18 protein-coding genes and 1 riboswitch are annotated in these 23,798 nt (G+C 69.5%); of the genes, 4 read left to right on the top strand and 14 right to left on the bottom strand.

The features are described from left to right. Positions 1-6 precede the first annotated feature (6 nt). The 4 genes from R3A49_13610 to R3A49_13595 all read right to left on the bottom strand — a co-directional run bounded on the left by R3A49_13610 (position 7) and on the right by R3A49_13595 (position 8,142). The gene (locus tag R3A49_13610) at positions 7-5,724 is read right to left on the bottom strand and encodes a PAS domain S-box protein (GenBank protein MEZ5171761.1); all 5,718 of its coding nucleotides are present in this window, start codon (positions 5,722-5,724) and stop codon (positions 7-9) included. 351 nt (positions 5,725-6,075) lie between these two features. Further along, on the bottom strand, positions 6,076-6,330 hold the full coding sequence (locus R3A49_13605) for an NIL domain-containing protein (protein MEZ5171760.1): 255 nt from the start codon (positions 6,328-6,330) through the stop codon (positions 6,076-6,078). Next, positions 6,327-7,121 carry a chlorite dismutase family protein gene (locus R3A49_13600; protein ID MEZ5171759.1) on the bottom strand — a complete coding sequence of 265 codons (795 nt, stop codon included), beginning with the start codon at positions 7,119-7,121 and terminating at the stop codon, positions 6,327-6,329. Before R3A49_13600 ends, R3A49_13605 begins: the two co-directional genes overlap by 4 nt. 46 nt (positions 7,122-7,167) lie before the next feature. Continuing rightward, entirely contained in the window at positions 7,168-8,142 is a 975-nt protein-coding gene (locus R3A49_13595) for a hypothetical protein (GenBank protein MEZ5171758.1), read from the bottom strand. A 100-nt stretch (positions 8,143-8,242) separates the two neighbouring features. Between R3A49_13595 and R3A49_13590 the strand changes: the two genes are divergently transcribed. Next, the gene (locus tag R3A49_13590; GenBank protein MEZ5171757.1) at positions 8,243-8,992 is read left to right on the top strand and encodes a phosphoglyceromutase; all 750 of its coding nucleotides are present in this window, start codon (positions 8,243-8,245) and stop codon (positions 8,990-8,992) included. 186 nt (positions 8,993-9,178) lie between these two features. On the opposite strand, the gene R3A49_13585 is transcribed toward R3A49_13590, so the two are convergent. From R3A49_13585 to R3A49_13555, 7 genes are all read right to left on the bottom strand, one after another. Continuing rightward, a complete protein-coding gene (locus tag R3A49_13585; GenBank protein ID MEZ5171756.1) occupies positions 9,179-10,642 on the bottom strand; it encodes a di-heme oxidoredictase family protein in 1,464 nt (487 codons plus the stop codon). Positions 10,643-10,788: 146 nt separating this feature from the next. Continuing rightward, the gene (gene groL / locus R3A49_13580; protein MEZ5171755.1) at positions 10,789-12,432 is read right to left on the bottom strand and encodes a chaperonin GroEL; all 1,644 of its coding nucleotides are present in this window, start codon (positions 12,430-12,432) and stop codon (positions 10,789-10,791) included. A gap of 220 nt (positions 12,433-12,652) precedes the next feature. Next, the gene (locus R3A49_13575) at positions 12,653-13,075 is read right to left on the bottom strand and encodes a hypothetical protein (GenBank protein ID MEZ5171754.1); all 423 of its coding nucleotides are present in this window, start codon (positions 13,073-13,075) and stop codon (positions 12,653-12,655) included. Next, entirely contained in the window at positions 13,072-14,580 is a 1,509-nt protein-coding gene (locus R3A49_13570; protein ID MEZ5171753.1) for a hypothetical protein, read from the bottom strand. The genes R3A49_13575 and R3A49_13570 overlap by 4 nt, the downstream gene beginning before the upstream one ends. An 86-nt stretch (positions 14,581-14,666) precedes the next feature. Then, positions 14,667-16,280, bottom strand: a complete 1,614-nt coding sequence (locus tag R3A49_13565; protein ID MEZ5171752.1) for an iron ABC transporter permease — start codon at positions 16,278-16,280, stop codon at positions 14,667-14,669. After that, a complete protein-coding gene (locus R3A49_13560; GenBank protein ID MEZ5171751.1) occupies positions 16,255-17,274 on the bottom strand; it encodes an iron ABC transporter substrate-binding protein in 1,020 nt (339 codons plus the stop codon). The genes R3A49_13565 and R3A49_13560 overlap by 26 nt, the downstream gene beginning before the upstream one ends. Before the next feature lie 47 nt (positions 17,275-17,321). Beyond that, positions 17,322-18,452: an ABC transporter ATP-binding protein gene (locus R3A49_13555; GenBank protein ID MEZ5171750.1), complete on the bottom strand. Its 1,131-nt coding sequence runs from the start codon at positions 18,450-18,452 to the stop codon at positions 17,322-17,324. A gap of 71 nt (positions 18,453-18,523) precedes the next feature. Here R3A49_13555 and R3A49_13550 point away from each other — a divergent pair, with 71 nt between their 5' ends. After that, a complete protein-coding gene (locus tag R3A49_13550) occupies positions 18,524-19,180 on the top strand; it encodes a metal-dependent transcriptional regulator (protein MEZ5171749.1) in 657 nt (218 codons plus the stop codon). A gap of 5 nt (positions 19,181-19,185) precedes the next feature. Here R3A49_13550 and R3A49_13545 read toward each other — a convergent pair whose 3' ends face one another. Beyond that, on the bottom strand, positions 19,186-19,461 hold the full coding sequence (locus tag R3A49_13545; protein ID MEZ5171748.1) for a MoaD/ThiS family protein: 276 nt from the start codon (positions 19,459-19,461) through the stop codon (positions 19,186-19,188). Between the two features lie 31 nt (positions 19,462-19,492). Further along, entirely contained in the window at positions 19,493-20,725 is a 1,233-nt protein-coding gene (thrC, locus tag R3A49_13540) for a threonine synthase (protein ID MEZ5171747.1), read from the bottom strand. 111 nt (positions 20,726-20,836) lie between these two features. After that, a riboswitch (SAM riboswitch) is annotated at positions 20,837-20,951 on the bottom strand. A gap of 75 nt (positions 20,952-21,026) precedes the next feature. On the opposite strand from thrC, the gene R3A49_13535 reads away from it, so the two are divergent. Then, entirely contained in the window at positions 21,027-21,953 is a 927-nt protein-coding gene (locus R3A49_13535) for a glucosyl-3-phosphoglycerate synthase (protein MEZ5171746.1), read from the top strand. 8 nt (positions 21,954-21,961) lie between these two features. Further along, positions 21,962-22,771 carry an HAD hydrolase family protein gene (locus R3A49_13530; GenBank protein ID MEZ5171745.1) on the top strand — a complete coding sequence of 270 codons (810 nt, stop codon included), beginning with the start codon at positions 21,962-21,964 and terminating at the stop codon, positions 22,769-22,771. A gap of 26 nt (positions 22,772-22,797) precedes the next feature. Here R3A49_13530 and R3A49_13525 read toward each other — a convergent pair whose 3' ends face one another. Beyond that, the gene (locus R3A49_13525; GenBank protein MEZ5171744.1) at positions 22,798-23,784 is read right to left on the bottom strand and encodes a glycerate kinase; all 987 of its coding nucleotides are present in this window, start codon (positions 23,782-23,784) and stop codon (positions 22,798-22,800) included. Positions 23,785-23,798 lie beyond the last annotated feature (14 nt).

Below are 23,798 nucleotides of genomic sequence, written 5' to 3'. Positions count from 1 at the left end.
TGCGACTCAGGTGCCTCGCCAGGAGCCCGGGGCCGACCGACGGCGATGGCTGGCCAGGTGGTCGACCGACTCGATGAGAGACGATCCCGGGGGCCGCCACCGGCGACCACGGCCCACGAGGGTCTCGAGGTCTGCCGCCGGCTGCGGCGGGGCGAAGAAGAAGCCTTGCGCGAGGTCGCAGCCGAGGGACAGCAGCTCGGCGAGCTGCTCGCTCGTCTCGACTCCTTCCGCCACGACCTGCATGTCGAGGGCCTCGGCAAGGCTCACCACAGCCGTCACGATCGCGGAGTCCTCGCTGTCGCGGCCGAGCCCCGCCACGAAGGATCGGTCGATCTTCACCAGGCTGACGGGGAGGCGCTTCAGGTAGCCCAACGACGAGTAGCCGGTCCCGAAGTCGTCGACACCGAGAGCCACGCCGAGCGCTTCGAGCTCGGACAGCGTCTGCATCGCGGCGGCCGTGTCGTCCATGAGGACGTCCTCGGTGATCTCGAGAGCGATCCGCGACGGGTCGGCACCGCTGTTGGTCAGAGCCGAGGCGACCTGGTCGACGAGCGCGGCGTTCGAGAGTTGACGTGCCGAGAGGTTCGCCGTCACCACGAAGGGGTCGTCGGCGGGCGCCTGGGCCTGCCACACGGCGGCCTGGCGACACACCTCGTCGAGAACCCATGCACCGAGCCGGACGATGAGCCCGGTCTCCTCCGCCAGGTTGATGAAGTCGACCGGGGACACGAGGCCCCGCTCGGGATGGTGCCAGCGTACGAGCGCCTCGGCCCCTGCGCAGCGGGCGTCGCGAAGGGAGACGATGGGCTGGTAGAAGATCTCGAACTCCTCGCGCTCGATGGCCCGGTGGAGCGCCGTCTCCGTCTCGAGGCGCGCCACCGCGCTCGCCCTCATGGCGTCGTCGAACACGACGTGACGTGCCTTGCCCTCCTCCTTGGCGCGGTACATGGCAGCATCGGCATCCCGTAGAACGCTCCCCGGGCGGTCGTCGGCACGGGCGAGGGAAACCCCGATGCTCGCGGTGAGGTACGCCTCCTCGTTGCCGCTGAGCGGGAACGGCCGGACGATGGCGTCGAGCAGCCGCTCGGCGATCTCGAGTGCCTCACCGCGCTGGTCGACCAGCTCGTCGCACAGGATCGTGAACTCGTCACCGCCGAAGCGCGCCACCGTGTCACCGGGACGGAGGACGGCCTCCAGGCGACGGGCCACGGCGACGAGCAGCTGGTCGCCGGTCTCGTGCCCCAGGCTGTCGTTGATCGTCTTGAAACGGTCGAGGTCGAGGAACAGCACGGCACTCGAGGTACGTGCCCGGCGCGACCTCGCCAGCGACTGGTTGAGCCGGTCCATGAACAGCGCGCGGTTGGGAAGCCCGGTGAGCGGGTCGTGGAGAGCCTGGTGACTCAACTCGGCCTCCGCATGGGCCCGTTCCTCTGCGATGGCCACCAGGTTGGCCACGGTCAACGCGACACGTTCGTCGCTCTCACTCCGGTCGCGCTGCCGGGAGTCGAACACGGCGACTGTGCCCAGGAGCTCCCCATCCTGGGCTGAGCGCACCGGGACCGCCCAGGTGGAGAAGATGCCCGCTGCACGGGCCGAATCGATCGTGTCTGCGGTCGCCACCCGTGCGAAGTCACGCGAAGCGACGATCTCCATGACGCGGAAGAGCTCACGTACCTCATCAGTGATGAGGCGTTGGAAGTCGGCTCGTATGAATCGGATGTACTCCTCCGGCACGCTCGGCGCCACGAACTCCTGAACCTCCGACACGTCAGCGTCGAAGAGGAACACCGCCGCCCGCGCGTCTGGGATGCCCGCCTCGAGCATCCGGCACAGCTCCTCGAAGACCTCTGACTTGTCGTTTCCCCGGGCGATCATCTCCAGGATCCTCGACTGCTGCTCGGCCGAGTGCTCGGCCTTGCGGCGCTCGGTGACATCGAGACCGACCACCTGGTACTCGTGACCTTCGTCGTCGGTGGCGTGGCCACTGATGGCCCGCAACGTCCAGTGGGCCCACCGCCGCGACATGCCGGGTATGTCGAGCGGAGCCTCCTCGGTCCTCGTCTGACCCGGAACCGTGAGTTGTATCCCGCGCCGCAGCGCGAGCTTGGCGTCGCCCGGCGCCAGGTCGAAGATGTTGCGCCCGATGAGCCTCTCGGGAACCGTTCCGAGCGCCCGGGCGAAGGCCAAGTTGGCGAACGTGATCTCGCCCGCCTCGGTCCAGCGGCAGATGAGCTCGGCCTGGTCCTCGACGATCGCGCGGTACCGGGCCTCGCTGTCGCGCAGCGCCTGCTCGGACTCCTCCCGCTCGGTGATGTCGCGGGTCGTCGTGACGACACCACCGATGGCGGGATCGTCACTGTGGTCCTCCGCCATCATCTCGACAACACGCGTCGAGCCGGCGGGTGTCCGGAGCCGGAACTGCAGCGAGCGGAACTTTCCCTCCCTCCGAAGCGCCGTGAACTCAGCGACGACGCGGTCGACGTCATCGGGATGGAGCAGCGCCATGACCTCCGGGGCGCTGGTCGTGTCACCGACGAGCTCACGGGTACTCGGACTGGCGTAGAGAAGGTCGCCGTTGGATGCGATCACAGCGATGGCGTCGCTCGTGTTCTGAACCAGCGCCTTGAACCGCTCCTCACTCTGTCGGAGACTCTCCGCGGCCCGCTTGCGCTCGCTGATGTCGCGGGTCGTGAACACGACGCCACCGATGGACGGGTCGTCGAGGAGATTCAGCCCTATGGTCTCCACGTCGAGGTAGCTGCCGTCCTTCCGGCGGATGCGGTACTCGTTGGGTGGGCCGTGTCCCTCCGCTCCGATCTGCTGCACAAAGGCGGCTTCGGCTCGTTCCCGGTCGTCGGGATGCAAGAGGTCGAAGATGTTCATTCCGACTGACTCGTCGGGTTCGTAGCCAAGGTCCATGGCGTCGGTCTCCGACGTGAAGAGCACGTTGCCGACCCGGTCCACGACCGTGATCAGGTCGGACACGTTCGCCACGAGGGTCCTCAGGCGCTCTTCGCTCTGGCGTAGTCGCTCCTCGGCCCTCTTGCGATCGCTGACGTCGCGCGTCGTGAGAACGATTCCGCCGATTGCCGGATCGTCGAGCAGGTTGACCGCGACCGATTCGATGTCGACCCATTCACCGCTGGCACTCAGCAGACGGTGCTGAGTGCCGGGGCCGATACCACCCTCGCGGAGACGGTTCTCGAATGCCTGGCGAACCCAGGCTCGATCGTCGGGATGGACCAACTCGTGGATGTCCGACCCGATCATCTCATCGGGGTCGTACCCGAAGCTGTTGTCCTTCGAGGTCGTTGTGAACAGCACGCGAGCATCCGCGTCGACGATCGTGATGACGTCGGAGGCGTTCTGGACGAGTGAGCGGAACCGTTGATCCGCAACGCGCACAGCCTCCTCGGCCTTCTTGCGCTCCGTGATGTCGGCCATCAACGCGACCCATGCCGCGGACCGACCAGACTCGTCGACGATGGGTGCCGCGGAAAGCAGGACGTCGACGTCACGGCCGTCACGGCGCCGGCGCCTCGTCTCGAGATTGTCGACGCTCTCACCGTTGGCGAGCCTGAGACGAATCTCGTCGAACTCGGCTTCAAAGCCCTCAGGGAGGCTCGGATCGCGAGCTCCCTCCACCTCGTCGGCGGTCCAACCGAACAACGCCTCGGCAGCCGGGTTCCAGACCTCGACCACACCACTCGGAGCGACGACGGCGATCGGAAGGGGTGACCCGTTGACGATGGCGCTCAGGGTCTTGTTGGTTCTCTGAACGCGCTCGTTGGTGTCGCGCAGACTCTCCAGCGCTTCGACGCGCTCTGTGACATCGAAGGAGTTCGTGACAACCCCCCGCACAGCAGGGTTGTCGAGCTGGTTGGTGATGACGCTCTCGAGCCATCGGAACTCGCCGTCGGCCCTGCGGCTCCGGAACGCGCACCGGGTCGACGCTCCCGGCTCGTCGATGATCCGGGCCATGTCGCCCCAGACGCGTTCGCGGTCGTCGGGATGCACTTGGTCGTCCCCGAGAACCCGGCCGATGACGTCCTTCTCGCGCAGCCCCAGGAACTCGAGGGAACTGGGCGACACGTAGGACACGATCCCCTCTGCATCCACGACGAGGGTCAGATCGCCCGACGCCGCCACGAGAGCCCGGAAACGCTCCTCGCTCTCACGGAGTGCGTCTTCCGCGCGCTTGCGGTCCGTGATGTCGCTGGCGACGACGACGATTGCGGTGATCTCGCCGTCGGGATCGCGTATCGGCGATCCGTGGACGGCGACGTCGATCAAGGACCCGTCCTTGCACCGCCGACGAACATCCTCGACGACGACCTCACCCGTCAGGATCCTCTCGACGCTCCGGTTCCTGGCCGTGACACCGTCGGGAGGAACGTGGGGGCCGGGCGGCCCCACGCCCACGACCTCGTCGGCCGTCCAACCGAGCAGCTCTTCACTCGACTGACTCCAGAACCGGACGACGCCGTCGCGATCGAGCATGCTGATCGATACGGGTGAGCTGGAGACCAGTGAACGAAGCGTCCCGAGCGCGCGCTCCTGCTCGCGTTCTGCCATGCGGCGTTTCGTCACATCGCGACCGTTGTAGAGGATTCCGTGGATCGTGGGGTCATCCAGGAGGTTGGTCAACTCGATCTCGAGGTCGTGCTGTATCCCGGAAGTGTCGGGAAGACGAGCCTCGAACCGAACGACCTCACCCGGTTTTCTCAGGGCCTTCGCCACGGCGGCGTCGTATGCGGCGACACTCGCGGGTTCGGACACCTCCCGGACCCTGCGCTGCGCGATGTCGTCGGCGGTCCACCCGAGCGTGCCCGCCCACGAGGGACTGACGTAGGTCGGTACGCCGTCGGCTCCGATGACGAGGACCATGTCGGCCGCGTGGAGAGCCAGGATGCGGGCCCATTCCTCCCGACGGACGAGCTCCTCCTGCACCTCGCGGATGGCGCTGATGTCGCGGGCAATGACAGAGACGAACTCGGTGACGTCGTCGTCATCGCGGTGGATGACCCCTACGAGAGAGACAGGAAGTTCGCCGCCCTCGCGGTTCACCAGCGTGGTCTCGATCCGGAATCCGCCATGCCCACGGTCCCGGGCTCCCTCGGCATCGACCTCGAGATCGGAAAGAACCTCGGGGAGAACCATGTCACGGGCCGGGACGTCGTCGAGACTCTCGTCGGGTCCCAGCCCGAAGAAGTCACGACCCGCCCTGTTCAGGAACGTCAGGTGCCCGCGTGCGTCGGAGATCCCGGCGATGTCGGGTGTGGCCTCGAGGATCGCGACGAGGCGATCCGTCAAAGCCAGGGCCTCGGCGTGCTCGGTGATGTCCCGTGTCGTGCCGACCCACCCCTGGAACTCGTCGTCCTCGAAGATCGGCGTCGCGTCACTCGCCGTGATGCGCACCGAGCCGTCGGGCCGGAGCACCCGGTGTTGCAACGACATCAGGGTCCTGTTGGCGATGGATCGACGCGCGGCGCGGTGGACTCGTTCGCGGTCGTCGGGATGGACGCCGGCCCTCCATCCCTGACCCTTTCCGAAGGAGTCGGTACCGTTGATCTCGCACCAGTGCCGGTTTGCGTAGATCATGCGACCGGCGCGGTCGAGCCGGTAGACGCCCAGAGGCAACGCCTCGGCGAGAATGCGGAACTGCCTCTCGCTCTCCAGCAGGGAGGCGTCGGGGTCGCTGCTACCGGTCCGCTCGTCGGCCATGGTGTCCCGTGGTGCTGTGATCCTGTGGGCGTCGTGCGCTGCCGGTCCGGCCACCGCGCGGCGAGCGATCACCCAGGGTATTCACTCTCCGCGGCGCTTCGACCACTCTGCCCCATCGGAGCTCTTTCCACAAGGCCCAAACAGGGTTTCCGGAGCTTCTCCACCGGATATCCACAGGATGGAAAGCCCATACGGGCACGTTGAGCGGTTTCGTGACCCCGTCGATCCGGGCGATGCGGGTGCCCGGCCGGTGGGTCGTCAGGTGGCGGGCCGCGTCACCCCTCAACGACGTCGCCCACCACTCCCCCGGTCGGGACGACCTCTCAACCACCCCGCACAACCCGCGGGCGGTCACCCCTCAACGACGTCGCCCTCCATCCGGTTGACGGTGCAGCCGGCGTCGAGGAGCCAGGCGACGGCCGACTCGACGACCTCGACCTCGCCGCTCAGCTCGAGGATCATCCACCCGGAGTGCTCCTCCACGTTGGCGCGGCGGATGTTGGGGACGACGTCGAAGCGCCGGATCATGTCGTGGACCATCGGTCGACCCACGAGGTTCTCGGGGAACGACACGAAGAACCGCTCCGACAGCTCGTGCTCGCTCACGTGAGCCCGACTCTCCCGGCGGCCTCGGCAGGATCGAGCATCAGGCCGACGAAGAAGGGACCGAACTCCGAGTAGCGCGCCGAGACGGGATCGAAACGCATCTCGGACACGATGTCCTTGAGTGCGACGGGATCGTCGGCGACGAGCGTGACGCCCCACTCCCAGTCGTCGAGGCCCGTGCATCCCGTGATCAGCTGGAGCACGCGCCCGGCGTAGGTTCGTCCGACCCGGGCGTGGCCACCCATGAGCCGCTTCCGCTCCTCGAAGCCGAGCTCGTACCAGTTGGCGCCCTGCTCCCGGCGCTTGCTCATGGGGTAGAAGCAGAGGAGCTTCTTCTGCGGCAGGTCGGGGTGGAGGCGGTGTTCGTTGTAGTGCGCGATGCGCTCGCGCCACACGGCGAGCTTCTCCTCGAGGGCGTCGCCGCGAAGGCCCTCCTCGCCCGCCAGGCGTGCCCGTTCGTCGTGCTCGGTGCTCGTGTACTCCGACAGCTCGGTGAGAGACACGAACGACCAGGCCGGCTGGAGAGGCGCGGCGCGTAGCTCCTCCTGGAACGTCTGAAGTCGTGCCAGGTCGGGCCCGTAGGCCATGACACCGAGGTCCGCGCCGGTCCCGAGAATCGGAAAGGTGTGCACCCGGTGGCCGTCGTCGATCAGGCGCTCGACGGCTTCGACGAACCTCTTCGCGCCCCCGGGCTCGGCCGCGGCCAGATCGCGGTCGACGTCGTAGAAGAGGTGGAGGACCCCCCACCCCTCCGAGGGCTCGACAGGCTCGCGGACCTCGGCAGACGCCATGGGCACGAGCCTACGCGCCGAAGCGCGGCCCGCAGCCTGTCGGGCGTCAGTCCTGGATGCCCTCGGGGACCTGGACGATGTCGCCGCCCGAGCCGCCGAGGCCCGGGATGTCGAGACCGCCGAAGGCATCGTCGAAGGAGGTGACCTCGTCGGCCGGCGGTGCCTCGGGGGACACGTCGATGCCGAAGTCGAAGAACTCCATCGTGATGTCGCTCGCGACCGTCTGACCCGAGACGTCGATCGACGAGGTCGCGCTGTAGCGCACGGGGAAGCCGTCGTCGTTGATCCAGACGTCGACGTTCATGTCACCACCGCCCAGGTCCTCGAAGAGGCCCGCGAAGAACGCCATGTCCTCGGCGCCGAGTGTCTCGCCGAGGGCGTCGACACCCTCGTCGAGCAGTGCCTCGAAGTCGAGAACGGCGGTGTAGTGCGTCGTCTCCTGCCCGCGCACCTCCTCGGTGCCGACCTCGGTGACCTCTCCGGCGGCGCGGAGCTGGTCGAGCTGCTCGGTCGGGCTGGGCTGCGCACCGAGCGTGTTCCCGACACCGTCGGTTCCGAACGCCTCACTGACGTCGAGGCTGATCCAACCGCCCGAGAACCCCGGAACGGCACCCAGGCCGGGGATGTCGCCGATGTCCATGTAGACGACACCGTCGACGACCCGCTCCTCCAGAGTGACCTCACCGAAGCCCGGGACCTCGGTGGTGATGCTCATCTCACCGTCGCCGCCGGTGTAGTCGAAGGCACCCTCGGCGTTGATGTCGACAGACGTGCCGGCGACCGTCGACGAGCCCATGAGCTCGAAGGCCGACGATCCGGCGTCCTCTACCTTGGTGGCCGCCGCGGTGACGACCTCGATCGACTGCTTCGGCGGGCCCGGTTCGCCGGTCTCGGCTACGGGCTCCTCCATCTCCTCGTCCTCGTCGTCGCCGGCCGTCGAGTCGTTCTCACACGCTCCTGCGGCAAGGACCATCAGAGCGACGAGTGCCACCAACCAGAGGTACGTCCGTGTGTGTCGCATGCCGACCAACGTTAGCTCCCGGCGAAGATGCCACTGACCGGGGCACGCTCGGCGGCGTGGACCGTCGCCGGGTGCGGCTCTCCCCGTGTCCGTCGCTACGCTGCACGCCATGGCCACACTCGTCCTGCTGCGCCACGGCCAGAGCACGTGGAACGCCGAGAACCGCTTCACCGGGTGGGAGGACGTCCCCCTGTCGGAGAAGGGCAGGGAGGAGGCCCGCGAGGCCGGCCGGCTCCTCGCCGCCGAGGGCCCGTTGCCCGATGTCGTCCACACGTCGTTGCAGAAGCGTGCGATCAGCACCGCCAACCTGGCGTTGGAGGAGATGGACCGGCTCTGGCTACCGGTGCACCGGTCGTGGCGGCTCAACGAGCGTCACTACGGAGCGCTCCAGGGTCTCGACAAGAAGGAGACCGCCGAGGAGCTCGGCCCCGAGAGAATGCAGGAGTTCCGGCGCGGCTATGCCACACCGCCGCCCCCCGTGGAGCCCGACGACCCCCGCCACCCCCGCAACGACCCTCGCTACGCCGATGTGCCCCAGGAGCTCCTCCCGGCTTCGGAGTGCCTGAGGGACGTCCTCGAGCGGATGCTGCCCTACTGGGAGGGGCCGATCAGCGGCGACCTGCGTGCCGGCCGCACCCCCCTGGTCGCCGCGCACGGCAACAGCCTCCGGGCGCTGGTGAAGCACCTCGACGGAATCGGCGACGACGAGATCACCGGGCTCAACATCCCGACGGGCATTCCCCTGATCTACGAGCTCGACGACTCCCTCACGCCGGTGTCGTCGCGCTATCTCGGCGACCCCGAGGCCGCCGCCGCCGCGGCCGCCGCCGTCGCCGACCAGTCCCGCTAGAGGGCACCCAGGTAAGCGAGGAGGCGAGGATCAGCAGCGCAGGTATCCTGCGCTGCCCGAGCCGGGGCCCAGCGGCCCGGCGCCACCCGAGACGAGGACAAGCGGTGTAGGTATCCTGCACCGCCCGAGTCGAGGCGGCCGGAAAGGCGCCAAGAGCGACAGGGTGGAGACGAGCTACCTGGGTGCCTACAAGGCACCCAGGTAAGCGAGGAGGGCTTTCCTCTGGTCCTCGTCGAGAGAGCGGAAGGCGTCGGCCGCGGCCTGACCCTCCCCGCCGTGCCACAGGATCGCCTCGGCCAGGGTTCGGGCCCGGCCGTCGTGGAGGTACGCCTCGCCCCCCGAGGTCGTCGCCCGCAGCCCTATCCCCCACAGCGGCGCCGTCCGCCACTCGGCGCCCGAGGCGTCACCCTCGGGGCGCTCCTCGGCCAGCCCCTCCCCCAGGTCGTGGAGCAGCAGGTCGGTGAACGGGTGGATGGTCTGGTCGGCGAAGGCCGGTGAGTCGGCGTCGCCGGTGTTCTGCGTCGGTGAATGGCACGACGCGCAGCCGATCTCCTCGAAGGTCCTCGCCCCGTCGTCGATCTCGTCGCGGTCGACACCGTCGGCGTCGAAGCGGGCCTCGGGGACACCGAGGAGGCGCACGTAGAGAACGAGCTCGTCGAACAGGTTGTCGACGATCTCCACGTCGGGGCCCTCGCCGTTGTCATCCGAGCCGTCGGGAGTCTCGAGGCAGTCCACCTGCACGACGGGGCAGTTCTGATAGGGGTAGTGGCGCGAGGTGATGCCGTTGTCGAACCACAGGGCCGCGGCGACCTGGTCCTCGGCGTGCGGTTTGACCGCCTTCCATCCGAACCGACCGGGCAGGACCTCACCGTCGGGCATGGCGATCTCCGCGACACGCCCCGAGATGCCGTCGCCGTCCGTGTCGTCGGGATCGGCGGCAGCCTCGAGATCCTCAGCGGGGATGGCCTCGAGGAGCCCGGTGCCCGCCATGTGCGGAGCGATCCGCACGCCGTAGACGGTGTTGTCCTCGAGGTCTCCGAAGTTCGGCTCGATGTCGTAGACGGGACTGCGCAGCGTGTAGGGCGTGCCATCGTCGTAGGTGCCCTCGGTCTCCTCCCAGGTCACGCCGACACTGGCCTCGGGCGGCACGCCGTTGAGCGCGTGGGTCTGGATCTGCTGGTTGTAGCGGGGGTCGATCCCGAACGTGCCGTCGTCGTTCACGAGAGACGGGCGCAGCACGAGCCCGGGGTGGGCGTCTCCGTCGATCTCCGGTCCGGGGGCGGAGCCGTTCTTGATGTGACAGCTCACGCAGTCACGCGCGTTGGACGTGGGGCCGAGGCCGTCACGGACCTCGTTGAAACTCGCCGTCTCCGAGTCGACGTCCCCGCCGTCGAAGTCGGGGGTCCACACGTAGAGGAACACCGAGAGGCCCTCGGCCGCAACGTTCTTCTCCTCGGGTGTTGCTGCGGGTGCGATCGTGCGGAACGCATCGTCACCGGCCTCCTGCACCGTGGCGTCGCCACCGAGACGCGGGTCGGTGCCCTGGACAGACTCGTCGCCGACGATCACCGAGCAGGCGCCCACGACCGCGGCCAACACGGCCGTCCCGAGAACGAGAGCCCAGAAGAGGCGACGATGGTGCGCCGACATGACCAGAGGCTACCGAGGTCGATTCCTCGACTCCGACGCGAAAGGGGCGCCCGAAGGCGCCCCTTTCGAATCTCCAAGTCGTCGCTCGGGCGGGGCAGGATACCTGCCCCACTGATCCTCGACTCCGACGGACAACCCAGGCGAGGCTAGAAGCCCATGCCTCCGCCCATGTCGCCCATGCCGCCCATGTCGGGGGCCGCGGCGGCCTCCTCCTCGGGCTTGTCGGCGACGACGGCCTCGGTGGTGAGGAACAGCGCGGCGATCGAAGCGGCGTTCTGCACCGCCGAGCGGGTCACCTTGGCGGCGTCGATGACGCCGGCCTTGACGAGGTCCTCGTACTCGCCCGTACGGGCGTTGAGGCCGTTGGAGCCCTTGAGGTTGCGGACCTTCTCCACGATGACACCGCCCTCGAGGCCGGCGTTCGCGGCGATCTGCTTGAGGGGCTCCTCCAGCGCCTTGGCGACGATGGCCATGCCCGTCGCTTCGTCGCCCTCGGCGTCCTTCACGGCAGCCTCGGCCTTGGCCTGCGCCCGCAGGAGCGCCACGCCACCGCCGGGCACGACACCCTCCTCGACCGCGGCCTTGGTGGTCTGCACGGCGTCCTCGATGCGGTGCTTCTTCTCCTTGAGCTCCACCTCGGTGGCTGCGCCGACCTTGATGATCCCGACACCACCCGACAGCTTGGCGAGGCGCTCCTGGAGCTTCTCGCGGTCGTAGTCGGAGTCGGTGTCCTCGATCTCCTGGCGGATGCGGTTGATCCGGCCCTGGACGTCGGACTTCGTGCCGGCGCCCTCCACGATGGTGGTCTCGTCCTTGTTGACGATCACCTTGCGGGCGGTGCCGAGCATGTCGAGATCGATGGTCTCCAGCTTGAGGCCGACCTCCTCGGAGACGACCTGCCCACCCGTGAGGATGGCCATGTCCTCGAGCATCGCCTTGCGACGCTCGCCGAAGCCCGGGGCCTTGACGGCGACCGACTTGAAGGTGCCGCGGATCTTGTTGACCACGAGGGTGGCGAGTGCCTCGCCCTCGACGTCCTCGGCGATGATCACCAGCGGCTTGCCCGACTGCATGACCTTCTCGAGCACGGGGAGCACGTCCTTGACCGCCGAGATCTTGCTGGAGACCAGCAGCACGTAGGCGTCGTCGAGGACGGCCTCCATGCTCTCGGAGTCGGTGACGAAGTAGGGCGAGATGAAGCCCTTGTCGAAGCGCATACCCTCGACGAGGTCGAGCTCCATGCCGAAGGTCTGGCTCTCCTCGACGGTGATGACACCGTCGGTGCCGACCTTCTCGAGCGCCTCGGCGATCGACTCACCGATCTCCGAGTCGGCCGCCGAGATGGCCGCCACGTTGGCGATGGCGCCGGCGTCGGACTTCACGCTCTTGGAGCTGGACTTGATGGAGTCGACGGCCACGTCGACCGCTGCCTCGATGCCGCGCTTGAGCGACATCGGGTTGGCACCCGCGGCGACGTTGCGCAGCCCCTCGCGGATCATCGCCCAGGCGAGGACGGTGGCCGTGGTGGTTCCGTCACCGGCGACGTCGTCGGTCTTCTTGGCGACCTCCTTGACGAGCTCGGCGCCGATCTTCTCGTAGGGGTCCTCGAGCTCGATCTCCTTGGCGATGGAGACACCGTCGTTGGTGATCGTGGGGGCTCCCCACTTCTTCTCGAGGACGACGTTGCGGCCCTTGGGCCCGAGCGTGACGCGCACGGCGTCGGCGAGCTGGTTCATGCCGGATTCGAGAGCCCGGCGTCCGGACTCACTGAAGGCGATCTGCTTGGCCATGGGGTACCCCCTGGGCGTCGGTGCCCGGTCGTGGCTGTCTGGTGGATGTTCGGTGTCGCCCTGCTCTACGGGGCGACACCGGCGTTAGCACTCGTGGTCGATGAGTGCTAACGCCGATTTTGGACCCTGCCGGGGCCGCCACGCAAGTCGACATCTCCCGCTCGGGCCCCGGCTCGGGCGGCGCAGGATGCCTGCACCGCCCTGCCTCGCCTTCGGGCTCCTATTCGGTCACGGTGAAGGTCGTGGCCATGCCCTCGGCGAAGTGGGCCTCGACCGTCCCGTCGGGCCCGGTCTCCACGAGGTTGCAGAACAGCACGTAGTCACCCGGGTCCATCGTGAATGTGCCGTCGCAGGCGTCTCCGGACGGGTAGGCCTCCACCTCACCCACGAGTTCCTGATCGGGCGAGAGGGCCTCCTCGTCGACGGCGCCGTCGGCGTCGGTGGGAAGCGAGTCGATGCTGTCGGCCCTGACGACGACCAACTCGTGGGACTCGGCTCCGGTGTTCTCGGTGGCGAAACCGATCGCACCGGCCGCCGCGCTGTCGGTCTCGGGGGTGACCGCCCACTCGCGCAGGTCGGTGGGGATCACCACGTCGGCCGTGGCGATGTCGCCCACGGGAACGCAGAACTCGGTTCCCGTCACCGACTCGGGGCCGGCGTCATCGCCGACGGTGCGGACGTCTCCTCCGTCGTCGTCGCTGCTGCACGCTCCCAGGGCGAGAGCACCGGCGGCACCAACGGCCATGAGGGTCGTGAGTCGTCGTGTTCGGGACATTGCGGGTCTCCTTCGTGTGTCGAGTACCGGGTCTTGGCGTTGCGAGGGGTCGGGCGGGTCCGGCTGACGCTGCGCCATCCGACGACGGCCAGCGCGGCGAGGGCGATCAGGCCGAGGGCGGCGGCTCCGCCGTCGGCGCGGTAGTCGGGGAGCACGACGCCGAGTGCGCGCACGACCGGCTGTGTGGTGCTCTCGAGGTCGACGATGAGCGTGGACGGTCCGGCGATCACCTCGACGAAGACCCACAGCGTCGACACGGCGCCGACAACCAGACCGCCGACAAGAACGGCGCGCATCTCGGGAGACCGGGCGAGCTGTGCCGACCACCACGCCACGGCGAGAACGAGCAGCGGCAGCACCACGACGATCTGGCGGCCCGGCCACGACCAGCCGTGCATCGTGAGCGCCACGAACGTGGCGACGAGCCAGCCCACGACAAGCGGGGCCGCGACAGACGCCCACCCGCGCGGACGGCGGCGGATCAGCGCGGCGACGGCGGGAACGGCGAGGAGGTAGGCCGGCTGCCACGGCACCAGCCCGAAGGAGCGGTCGAGCAGAAGCCCTGACACACGGGCGCTGCGGCCGACGTAGTCGGGGTGACTGCCGACCACCGAAAGCTCACCGCTGCTGAAGTGGAGCCCGCTGGCGTAGGCGGTCCAGCCACCGTAGAGCGCCTGGTGGGCAGCGAGGAACGAAAAGGCTCCGAGGGCGAGCGCACCACCGAGCCACGCGGCGCGGCGTACGTCGCCGGGCTCGGCGCGGCGCACGAGCAACACCACGCCCACGACGGCCAGAGCGACAGCGACAGGCGCGTACTTGGCCGACAACCACGGCAGTCCCAGAACGGCCGTGCCGAGGACGGCAACGGCGCCTCGGCGCATCGGCCCGGTGAGCGCGGCGACCGCGACCGCGACGACGAGTGCCGCCGGGAGCTCCGGGTATATCTGGGTGGCGTAGACCGACAGCGGCGGTGCAAGGCAGAAGGCCGACACGACGAGCGCCGCGAGCGGCGCGGGAACGGCGAAGCGCCGGACGGCTGTCCACACGAGAAGAGCGGCCAGGAGCCCGGCGAGAACGGCCATGGCGACCTTGGCGCCGACCCAGCCGCCAACGAGGACCGGGACCGCGAGGAGCGCCGGGAGCAGCGGGTCGTGGGGGCTGACGCGCGTGCCGTCGTCGCGTACCGCCGACTGCGGGGGCAGGGCCTGCTCGTGGAAGTCGCGGTAGCGGCTCCCGGCGCGCTCGTCGGAGATGTCGAGGTCGGCGTCCTCGCCGATGCTGATCGCCGTCAGGAGGTAGTGCGGCTCATCGCCGGTGACCTGCCCGCCCTCGGACGCCCGTGCAGCGATTCCCGGCGCCGCCCACACCGCCACGAAGAACCCCACAACCCAACACCAGATCCAGAGGCGTCCCTGAGGTCCGGATAGCGAACCCTGTGGACGCATCAAACGAGCAAGTGTCATGAGAGCGTGTCCATGCGGCGGATGACCAGGAGCCAGGTGAGGACGCCCGAGAGGGCGATGAGCACGAGAGCGGCGAGACCGGCCTCGGCGTAGAACAGGCTCTCGGTGCGGTCGAAGATGCGAGTCGACAACGTCTGGAATCCGATGGGCGCCAGCAGCAACGTTGCGGGCAGCTCCTTCATCGTCGACAGGACCACGAGCCCCGTCCCCGCGGCGAGCCCGGACCGCATGAGAGGGAGGTCGATCGAAGCGACCCGACGGGCCCGCCCGGCGCCGAGCGAGCGCGCCGCGTCGTGCAGCCGTTCGGGGACACCCGACACGGCGACCTGACCCGCCCGCAGGGTCTGCGACCCGAAGTTGATGACGTAGGCGATGACCAGGAGGGGGAACGTGAGGTACAGGGAGTCGAGCAACGGGGCGTTCACCACCCAGAACACCATGGCCAGCGCGATGACGAGGCCCGGGAGTGCGAACCCGCTGACGACCATCACGTCGTAGGCGCCCGCAAGGCGCGACCGGTGGCGCGTCGTGAGGTAGGCGAGGGGCAGCACCACCGCCGTCGCCACGACCCCGGCCACGACCGAGATCCAGACGGTGTTCCAGGCCGGCTGGAGCACGTCGCCGACGACCAGGTCGCCGTCGGCGAGCGCGCGCACGACCCGTTGGCCGAGCACGGCGATGGGCGCCACGAGCGCCACGGAGAGAACGCCGACGACGAGGACCAGGGCGGGGTACCTCCACACACCCAGCGGGGCACGCGCCGCGCCCCGGCCGGCCGACACGGCTTCCGTGGCGATTCGGCGTTGCTGCACCCGGCGCTCCGCCGCCACCACGACGAGCGCCATCACCGCCAGAAGCAGGCTCATCGCCAGCGACGCGGGCTGGTCGGCGAGCCGGCTCGAGAAGATCCTCGTGGTGAGGGTGTCGTAGCGGAGCAACGACACCGCCCCGAAGTCGCTCAGGGTGTAGAGGAACACGAGCAGCGCCCCCGCGGCAATGGCGCCGCGGCTCTGCGGGAGCACGACGGTGCGGAACACCGACGCCGGTGACCGGCCGAGCGTGCGCGCGGCCTCTTCGAGGTCGGGGGGGAGGGACGCGAAGCGCGCCGCCGCGAGCAGGTAGACGTAGGGGTACGTGAACAGGGTGAGGACGACGAATGCGCCGGTGAAGCCGACGGGCCGGCCGATACCGAGGTCGAACAGGCCGCCGGGCGCGAAAGCGGACAGCAGCGCCAGGGCGCCGACGAAGCTCGGGACCACGAGGGGAAGCGCCGCCAGGACGCTCAACACCCGGCGGCCCGGGACATCGGAGCGCACGAGCAGCCAGGCGAGCAGTGTGCCGAGGAGTGCCGACGTGAACGCCACCGAGGTGGCGAGGAGCAGCGAGCGACGGGCCGGCGCCCACGCGCCCTCCTCGGACAGGACGTCGACGTAGTCGCCCGCGTTCCCGACGTTCTTCCAGACCAGGTACGCGAGCGGTGCCGCGAAGACCGCGGCGGTGACCGTTCCGGCGACCCACAGCACCAGAGGAGTGCCCGTGGACGGCGACTCCCCGATCGGTGGCGGAGCCGGCAGGCCCGGTTCCTCAGCCGGCGCCGAGACCGCTGTCACTGATCATCTCCCGCGTGGCGGCGAGGTCACCGCCGAGGACGCCCAGAGTGACGGGCGGGGCCTCGATGCCCGAGAGCGGAGGCAGGTCGACGGTGGGCTCGACACCCGCGGCCAACGGGTACTCGTAGGTCTCGGCGGCGAAGAACTGCTGGGCGCCCTCCCCGAGAAGGAACGCCACCAGGTCCTCCGCGTCGTCGGGATGCGGCGCCGTGTCGATGATTCCCGCCCCGGTGACGAGCACGAGCGTCCCGAGGTCGCCACCGGGGAAGAAGTGGTTCTCGGTCGGGGTGTCGGGGTTCTCGGCCCGGGCGCGCTCGTTGTAGTAGTGGTTGACGAGGCCCATGTCGACCTCACCGCGGGCCACGGCCTCCACGATGGCGGTGTTGTTGGCGTAGGTGGGTGACCCGTTGTCGGCCATGCCCTCGAGCCACGCAGCCGTCTCGTCGTCGCCGACGACCTCACGCATCGCAGACACGAAATCCTGGAACGACCCGTTCTCGGGGGCGACACCCACGCGGCCCGCGTACTCCTCGTCGACCAGATCGAACACGGACGCGGGTAGCTCGTCCTCGCCGACCGCGTCGGAGTTGTAGACGAGTACGCGGACGCGACCCGACAGGCCGACCCATTCGCCGTCGGGGTCGCGGTAGTCGGCGTCCACGAGGTCGAGTGTCTCAGCAGACAGTTCCCGGAGCCGGCCCTCGGCCTCCAGGAACCCGAGCGCCCCGGGGCTCTGGGAGATGAAGACGTCGGCGGGCGACTTGTCACCCTCCTGCTCGACGAGCAGCGCCAGGTCGGCCGATTGGCCGTAGCGGACGTCGATGTCGACGCCGGTGTCGTCGGCGTACTGCTCGAGCAGTGGCCCGATGAGGTTCTCCGTTCGGCCGGAGTAGACGGTCAGGGTGTCGCCCGACGAGCCGGTGCACCCTGCGGTGACCAGAGCCAGGGCGAGCACGAGGGCGGGGACGACGGCGAGCGGTCGGCGGCTTGTCATGCGGGGCAGTCTGCTGGCACCCGGCCTTCTTGTCAAGTGAGGCTCACCTAACTGACAGCGCTGGCCTCCGGTGTCGCGGGAACCGGCGACGCTCCCGGGTCGGTCGGGAAGGCCAGGACGTCGCCCGTGATGCTGACCGAGACGCGGTCACCGGGCTCGAACGCGCGCCCCGGGCCCATGCGGGAGCGGATCGACGTCCGGTCGCCGAGTTCGACGTCGACCAGCTGGTCGTGGCCGAAGTAGGTGGCCTGTCGGACGACGCCGCGCCCCGAACCGTCGAGGCGGAGCTTCACCGACTCGGGGCGCACGACGACGTCGACAGCACCCGCCGGGTGCACCGCGGATGGTCGCAGGCTCCCGATGACCGTCGCGACGCGCTCACCGTCGCTCATGCCCGGGAGGACGTCGGCCTCCCCCACGAACGTGGCCACGAACGGGTCGGAGGGGTGTGCGTAGAGATCGACCGGCTCGGCCACCTGGTGGAGCCGACCCGAGCGCATCACGGCCACGCGGTCGGCGACGCTCAATGCCTCCTCCTGGTCGTGCGTGACGATGATCGCCGTCGTACCCGCGTTTCCGAGGATCTCACGCACCTCGGTACGGACGGACACACGCATCGCAGCGTCGAGGTTGGAGAACGGCTCGTCGAGCAGCACGATGGCGGGTGAGGGAGCGAGGGCGCGCCCGAGTGCCACGCGCTGCTGCTGGCCACCCGACAGCTCGTGCGGATGCCGGGCGCCGTATCCTGCCAGCCCCACGAGATCCAGCACCTCGCCGACCCGTCGGCGGGAGGCGGCCCTGCCCTCCCGCCCCCGGGCTCTCAGCCCGTAGGCGATGTTCCGTTCCACGGTCAGGTGCGGGAACAGTGCGTAGTCCTGGAACACCAGGCCGATGCGCCTCTTCTCGGGGGGCACCCACGCCCCCTGCCCCGACACCGTCCGACCGGCGACCGTCACCGCACCGGCGTCGGGGCGTTCCAGCCCCGCGAGGAGTCGGAGCATGGTCGTCTTCCCGCACCCCGAGGGCCCGAGCAGAGCCAGCACCTCACCCGCCACCACGTCGAGATCCACGCCGTCGACGGCCGCCACGGCGCCGAAACGGCGGGTGAGACCGCGGGTCACGACCGCACGGGCGCAGGGCTCCGCACCAGGGGGCCCGACGGGGTCACTCTCCGACATGGAGGTCAGGCTAGCCTTACTTGCTCCCGGAACCTCGTCGACCCACCGACGACACCACCACGAGGACGCGCATGGCCGAGATCCACGATGCCACCGAGCACTACCTGGAGGCGATCCTCGAACTCGAGGAGGAGGGCGTCACTCCCCTGCGGGCGCGTCTGGTCGAGACGCTGGGCCTGTCCGCCGCCGCTGTGTCGGACGGCGTGCAACGGATGGAGGAGCACGACCTCGTCGAGCTCCGCGACGACCGGTCGCTGAGGCTCACGCCGAAGGGCCGCGAGCTCGCCACCTCGGTCGTGCGGCGGCACCGCCTCGCCGAGCGGCTGCTCGTCGACGTGATCGGCCTCGAATGGGAGAAGGTGCACCGTGAGGCCGACCGGTGGGAGCACGCCATCTCGGCCGACGTGGAGGAGAAGCTGGTGGAGCTCCTCGGCGATCCCGCCACCTGCCCGCACGGAAACCCCATCCCGGGGACGTCGCGGCCCGTCGACGACGTGCCGACCGTGCGCCTCGCAGACGCCGGGCCCGGCACCGTCACGGTCACGCGCATCAGCGAGAAGCTCGAGACCAACGACGAGGGCCTGCACCTCCTCGCGGGGGCGCGAATGATGCCGGGGTGTCGCGCCACGGTCGTCGCGACGTCACCCGACGGTGTCGAGGTCGAGACCACGGCGGGAACGACGACGATCCCCGACGACGTGGCGTCGTTGATGTTCGTGTCGGCCTGAGCGACTCAGCCTCCGGCAACGGCCGGGACGATGCTCACCACCTGGCCGTCGCTGACAGGTGTGTCGAGCGAATCGAGGAAGCGGATGTCCTCGTCGGCGACGAACACGTTGACGAAACGCCGGAGCGTCCCGTCGCTCTCGAACAGGCGCTCCCCGAACCCGGGGTGTGCCGTCTCGAGGCCCTTCAGCACCTCGTCGACGGTCGACCCGTCGATCTCGACCTCGGACGCGTCGCCCGAGAGATTGCGGAGCTGGGTCGGAATGCGGACCGTGACGGCCATCGTGTGTGCTCCTCGTTGCTCAGTGGTGCGTCTACTCGTCGGGGGCGAGCTCGGCGTCGAACGCCTCGATCGTCGGCTCGATCGTGGCGGTCGGCCCGACGTGCGGCGAGACGGCCTCGAGTGTCTTCAGTCCGTGACCCGTGACGTAGATCACGACACGCTCGTCGGGTCGGATCACGCCGCGTGTGGCCAGCTTCGAGAGGGTCCCGACCGTGACACCGGCGGCGGTCTCGCCGAATATCCCCTCGGTGCGCGCCAGGAGGCGGATCCCGTCGACGATCTCGTCGTCGCTCACTGCTTCGATCACGCCACCGGTCTGGTGAGCTGTGTCGAGCGCGAAGTAGCCGTCGGCGGGATTCCCGATCGCCAGCGACTTGGCGATCGTGTCGGGCTTCACGGGCTTGATGGTGTCGGAGTCCTCGCGAAACGCCTCGGCCACCGGTGAGCATCCGTCGGCCTGGGCCCCCGTCATCCGGACGTCCGGTGCCTCGTCGGTGAGGCCGACCCGGTGGAGCTCCTCGAAGCCCTTCCGGATCTTCGTGAACTGGGAGCCACTGGCGATCGGCACCACGACGTGGTCGGGGTACTCCCAGCCCAGCTGCTCGACGGTCTCGTACGCGAGGGTCTTCGAGCCCTCGGCGTAGTACGGACGGATGTTGACGTTGACGAACGCCCACTCGTAGGCGCTGGCCAGCTCGGCGCAGAGCCGGTTGACGTCGTCGTAGTTCCCCTTCACCGCCACGAGGTTGCCGCCGTAGACGGCCGTGGTGACGACCTTTCCGGCCTCGAGGTCGGCGGGGATGAACACGTAGCTGCGCAGCCCGGCGTGGGCCGCGTGCGCGGCCACCGAGTTGGCGAGGTTCCCCGTGGACGCGCACGACGCCGTCTTGAACCCGAACTCCAGCGCCTTCGACAGGGCGACGGCCACGACGCGGTCCTTGAACGAGTTGGTGGGGTTGAGCGTGTCGTTCTTGACCCACACCTCACGCAGCCCGAGCTCGGCGGCGAGCCGGTCGGCACGCACGAGCGGTGTGAAACCGGCCCCGAGATCGACAGACGCACCACGGTCGGCCGGGAGCAGGTCGGAGTAGCGCCAGATGCTCGCCGGGCCACATCCGATGCTCTCACGGGTCACCGCGTCGGCGATGGCGTCGTAGTCGTAGGAGACCTCGAGGGGCCCGAAGCACCACTCGCACGTGAAGATCGGTGCGACCTCGAACTCCCGCCCGCACTCACGACATCGCAGTCCGGTCACATGCGCCACGCTCCAGCCTCCCTCTTCCCGGCGGCGTGCCGCCGGTCCCGTGCCGGAGGCTCGTGCCCCCGGTCCTCGACGCGCTCGTGAGCGCCTCGAGCGGGAAGACCGCTCGTGGCGTGCTCATCGTGCAGGCATTGGCACCGGATGTCCCCGAACCGGTGGATCTCACCGGGTCAGGTCACTGGTTGCCGCGGCGTCGTCGGGCCTGTCCCTCAGCCGCTCTCGATGAGCGCGTTGACACAAGTCTGACAGGTGTCCCCCGACGGGGCAAAGTGGCTTCTCAGCCTCTTTCCAATACAGTATTCGGGTGCCGTTCCTGACGAGTGCTGCCGCCGATTTCGACGCGTCGACGCTCGCCGAACGCAGGCGCAACCAGGCTCTCGACGTGTCGGTGTGCCTGCCCGCCCGCAACGAGGACGCCACCGTCGGGACGATCGTGACCGCCCTTCGCCGCGACCTCGTCGACCGGGCCGGTCTGGTCGACGAGGTCGTCGTCGTCGACGACCGCTCCACCGACGACACGGCCGAGGTCGCCCGCAGGGCCGGGGCCGTCGTGGTGGCCGTCGACGACGTCCTCCCCGAGGCGGGGCCCGGCGCCGGGAAGGGCAACGCCCTCTGGGCATCTCTCTTCGCCAGCAGCGGCGACATCGTGTGCTGGGTCGACTCAGACATCCGGAACTTCGACACGCAGTTCGTCGTGGGCCTTCTCGGGCCGCTGCTCACCGACACCGCCACCGAGTTCACGAAGGGCTTCTACCACCGCCCCACCGACGACGGTGCCGGAGGTGGGCGGGTGACCGAGCTCATGGCGCGCCCGGTCATCTCGCGTTTCTTCCCGGCGCTGACCCGGATCGTCCAGCCGCTCGCCGGTGAGTACGCCGGGCGGCGGCGCCTGCTCGAGACGCTCCCGTTCGTGGAGGGATGGGGAGTCGAGTTGGGTCTGCTGATCGACGTGGTCGACCGGGTCGGCATCGGAGCCGTCGCGCAGGTCGACCTCGGGACCCGCGAGCACAAGCGCCGACCGCTGGCGGAGTTGGGACCGCAGGCCACGGCTATCCTCGCCACCGCGCTGCGCCGTGCCGGAATCGACGGCCCGGACCGTGTCACGGCCGAGCTCACCCGCTTCGACGCCGAACACTCCGTCGAGCACGTCGAGGTCAACATCACCGAGCGACCGCCGATCATCGAGATCCCGGCGTACCGGGCCGAGTTCGGCCGTGAACTCTCCGCGTAGACCGCGCTGTGACCACCCGCGTTCTCTACACCGACATCGACGGGACGCTGGTGGGCCCCGGCGGGGACCTCCTCGCCGATGACGACGGGCAGCCGACGACCGCTGCCGTCGACGCGCTGCTCGCGGCCCGGGAGGCGGGCCTGGAGATCGTGGGCCTGTCGGGTCGGGCCCAGCTGCGGATGTTCGAGCTCGGCCGGCTCCTCGGCCTGCGGACGTGGATCTGCGAGCTCGGCGGAGTCCGCGTGTACGACCGTGGAGAGGAGATCGTGCTGGACACCGGCACGCACGACGGAGCGTCTCCCATCGCCGATCAGCTGCGCGAGGCGCTCTCCGTGCTCACCGGGCGCTACGACACGCTGGAGGAGCACGACCCGTGGAACGAGGGACGTGAGGTGTCGGTCATGGCCCGCGGCGACTGCGATGTCACCGAGGCCGGGGCGCTGCTCGACGAAGCGGGCTTCGGAGCCTTCGGCCTCACCGACAACGGCGTGCTTCCCCGCGCTGTTCCGAGCCTGCCCCACGTGGAGACCGTGCGGATCTACCACATCGCTCCCCGGGGCCTCTCGAAGCGCAACGGGATCGTGGCCGACCAGGAGAAGCGGAGGCTCGACCCCGCCGACTGCGCCGTGATCGGCGACGCCAGATCAGACCTCGAGTGCGCGGACGTCGTCGGCCGCTCCTTCGTGGTGGCGAACGCACTGCGCAAGGAACCCGCGCTCGCCGAGATCGTGGACGCCACCGCCAACGCGTCGGTCACCACCCGCGGCCACGGAGCCGGCTTCGCCGAGGCGGTGTTCGACCTGATCGGTGGCGGCTGACCGGTCCCGATCCGTCGGCCACGGCCTCACCGGCCGGCCAGGACGGCCGTGCCGACCTCGAGGGCGGCCTCCTCCGCGAGCAACGCAGCCCGTGTGCGCGAGTCATCGGCGTCCCACGCCCGGTCGAGGAGGGCGAGCGGCGGCCTGCCGTGCGCGACCGCTATCTCCTCGCCCGTCCCGGGGTCGCAGGTGCCGCACACGACGGCACGCGCTCCGACGCCCAGGTCGGCCGCCAGGTCGAGTACCCCGCCCACGACCTTGCCCTGGAGACTGGGCGCGTCGACGGAGCCCTCACCGGTCACGACCATGTCGACGCCGTCCAGTGCATCGGCGAGGCCCACTGTCTCGGAGACGACCTCGAACCCCTCCTCGAGTGCGGCGCCGATCGCCGCCAGGCCGCCCGCCAGCCCTCCGGCCGCCCCGCTTCCGGTGAGCGGGCGGACGTCGACCCCCGTACGGTCGAGGTACTCGTCGGCCAACCTCTCGAGGCGACGGGTCAGGAGGGCCACCTGGGCGGGGGTCGCGCCCTTCTGCGGCGCGAAGACCGCCGCCGCGTCGACGAAGCCGATCGTCACGTCACAGGCGACCGTGACCTCGACGCCGCGCAGGCTCCAGCCGAGTGCCGTGAGCGCCCCGAGGCCCCCATCGGTGGTGGCCGAACCTCCCACGCCGACGACGACACGTCGTGACCCGCGCCCTATCGCCTCGGCGATCAACTCCCCGGTTCCACGCGTGGTCGCCCGCAGGGCGTCGTTGGGCCCGTCGAGGAGAGCGAGACCACTCGCCTGCGCCATCTCGATCACAGCGGTGCCGTCGGCGAGGACACCCCAGACGGCCTCGAGGGGCTCGCCAAGTGGCCCCGTGACCCGCGTGCGGCGCCGCGCGCCTCCACGCGCCAGCAGAGCGTCGAGCGTCCCTTCACCGCCGTCGGCGAGGGGGATCTCCCTCACGTCGTCGAAACCGGCCCGGGCGAGGCCCGCCGCCAGTGCCGATGCCGCTTCGGGGGCGCTCAACGACCCGCGGAACT

The organism is Acidimicrobiia bacterium (assembly GCA_041394025.1).
In the GTDB taxonomy this organism is placed as follows: Bacteria; Actinomycetota; Acidimicrobiia; order IMCC26256; family JAOSJL01; genus JAOSJL01.
This window is presented reverse-complemented; position numbering and strand designations above follow the sequence as displayed.

Coding starts and splice junctions, on each gene's coding strand:
- R3A49_13610 (MEZ5171761.1), bottom strand. CDS start 5,724: ATGGCCGACGAGCGGACCGGTAGCAGCGACCCCGACGCCTCCCTGCTG.
- R3A49_13600 (MEZ5171759.1), bottom strand. CDS start 7,121: ATGGCGTCTGCCGAGGTCCGCGAGCCTGTCGAGCCCTCGGAGGGGTGG.
- R3A49_13595 (MEZ5171758.1), bottom strand. CDS start 8,142: ATGCGACACACACGGACGTACCTCTGGTTGGTGGCACTCGTCGCTCTG.
- R3A49_13585 (MEZ5171756.1), bottom strand. CDS start 10,642: ATGTCGGCGCACCATCGTCGCCTCTTCTGGGCTCTCGTTCTCGGGACG.
- groL (MEZ5171755.1), bottom strand. CDS start 12,432: ATGGCCAAGCAGATCGCCTTCAGTGAGTCCGGACGCCGGGCTCTCGAA.
- R3A49_13560 (MEZ5171751.1), bottom strand. CDS start 17,274: ATGACAAGCCGCCGACCGCTCGCCGTCGTCCCCGCCCTCGTGCTCGCC.
- R3A49_13555 (MEZ5171750.1), bottom strand. CDS start 18,452: ATGTCGGAGAGTGACCCCGTCGGGCCCCCTGGTGCGGAGCCCTGCGCC.
- R3A49_13550 (MEZ5171749.1), top strand. CDS start 18,524: ATGGCCGAGATCCACGATGCCACCGAGCACTACCTGGAGGCGATCCTC.
- R3A49_13545 (MEZ5171748.1), bottom strand. CDS start 19,461: ATGGCCGTCACGGTCCGCATTCCGACCCAGCTCCGCAATCTCTCGGGC.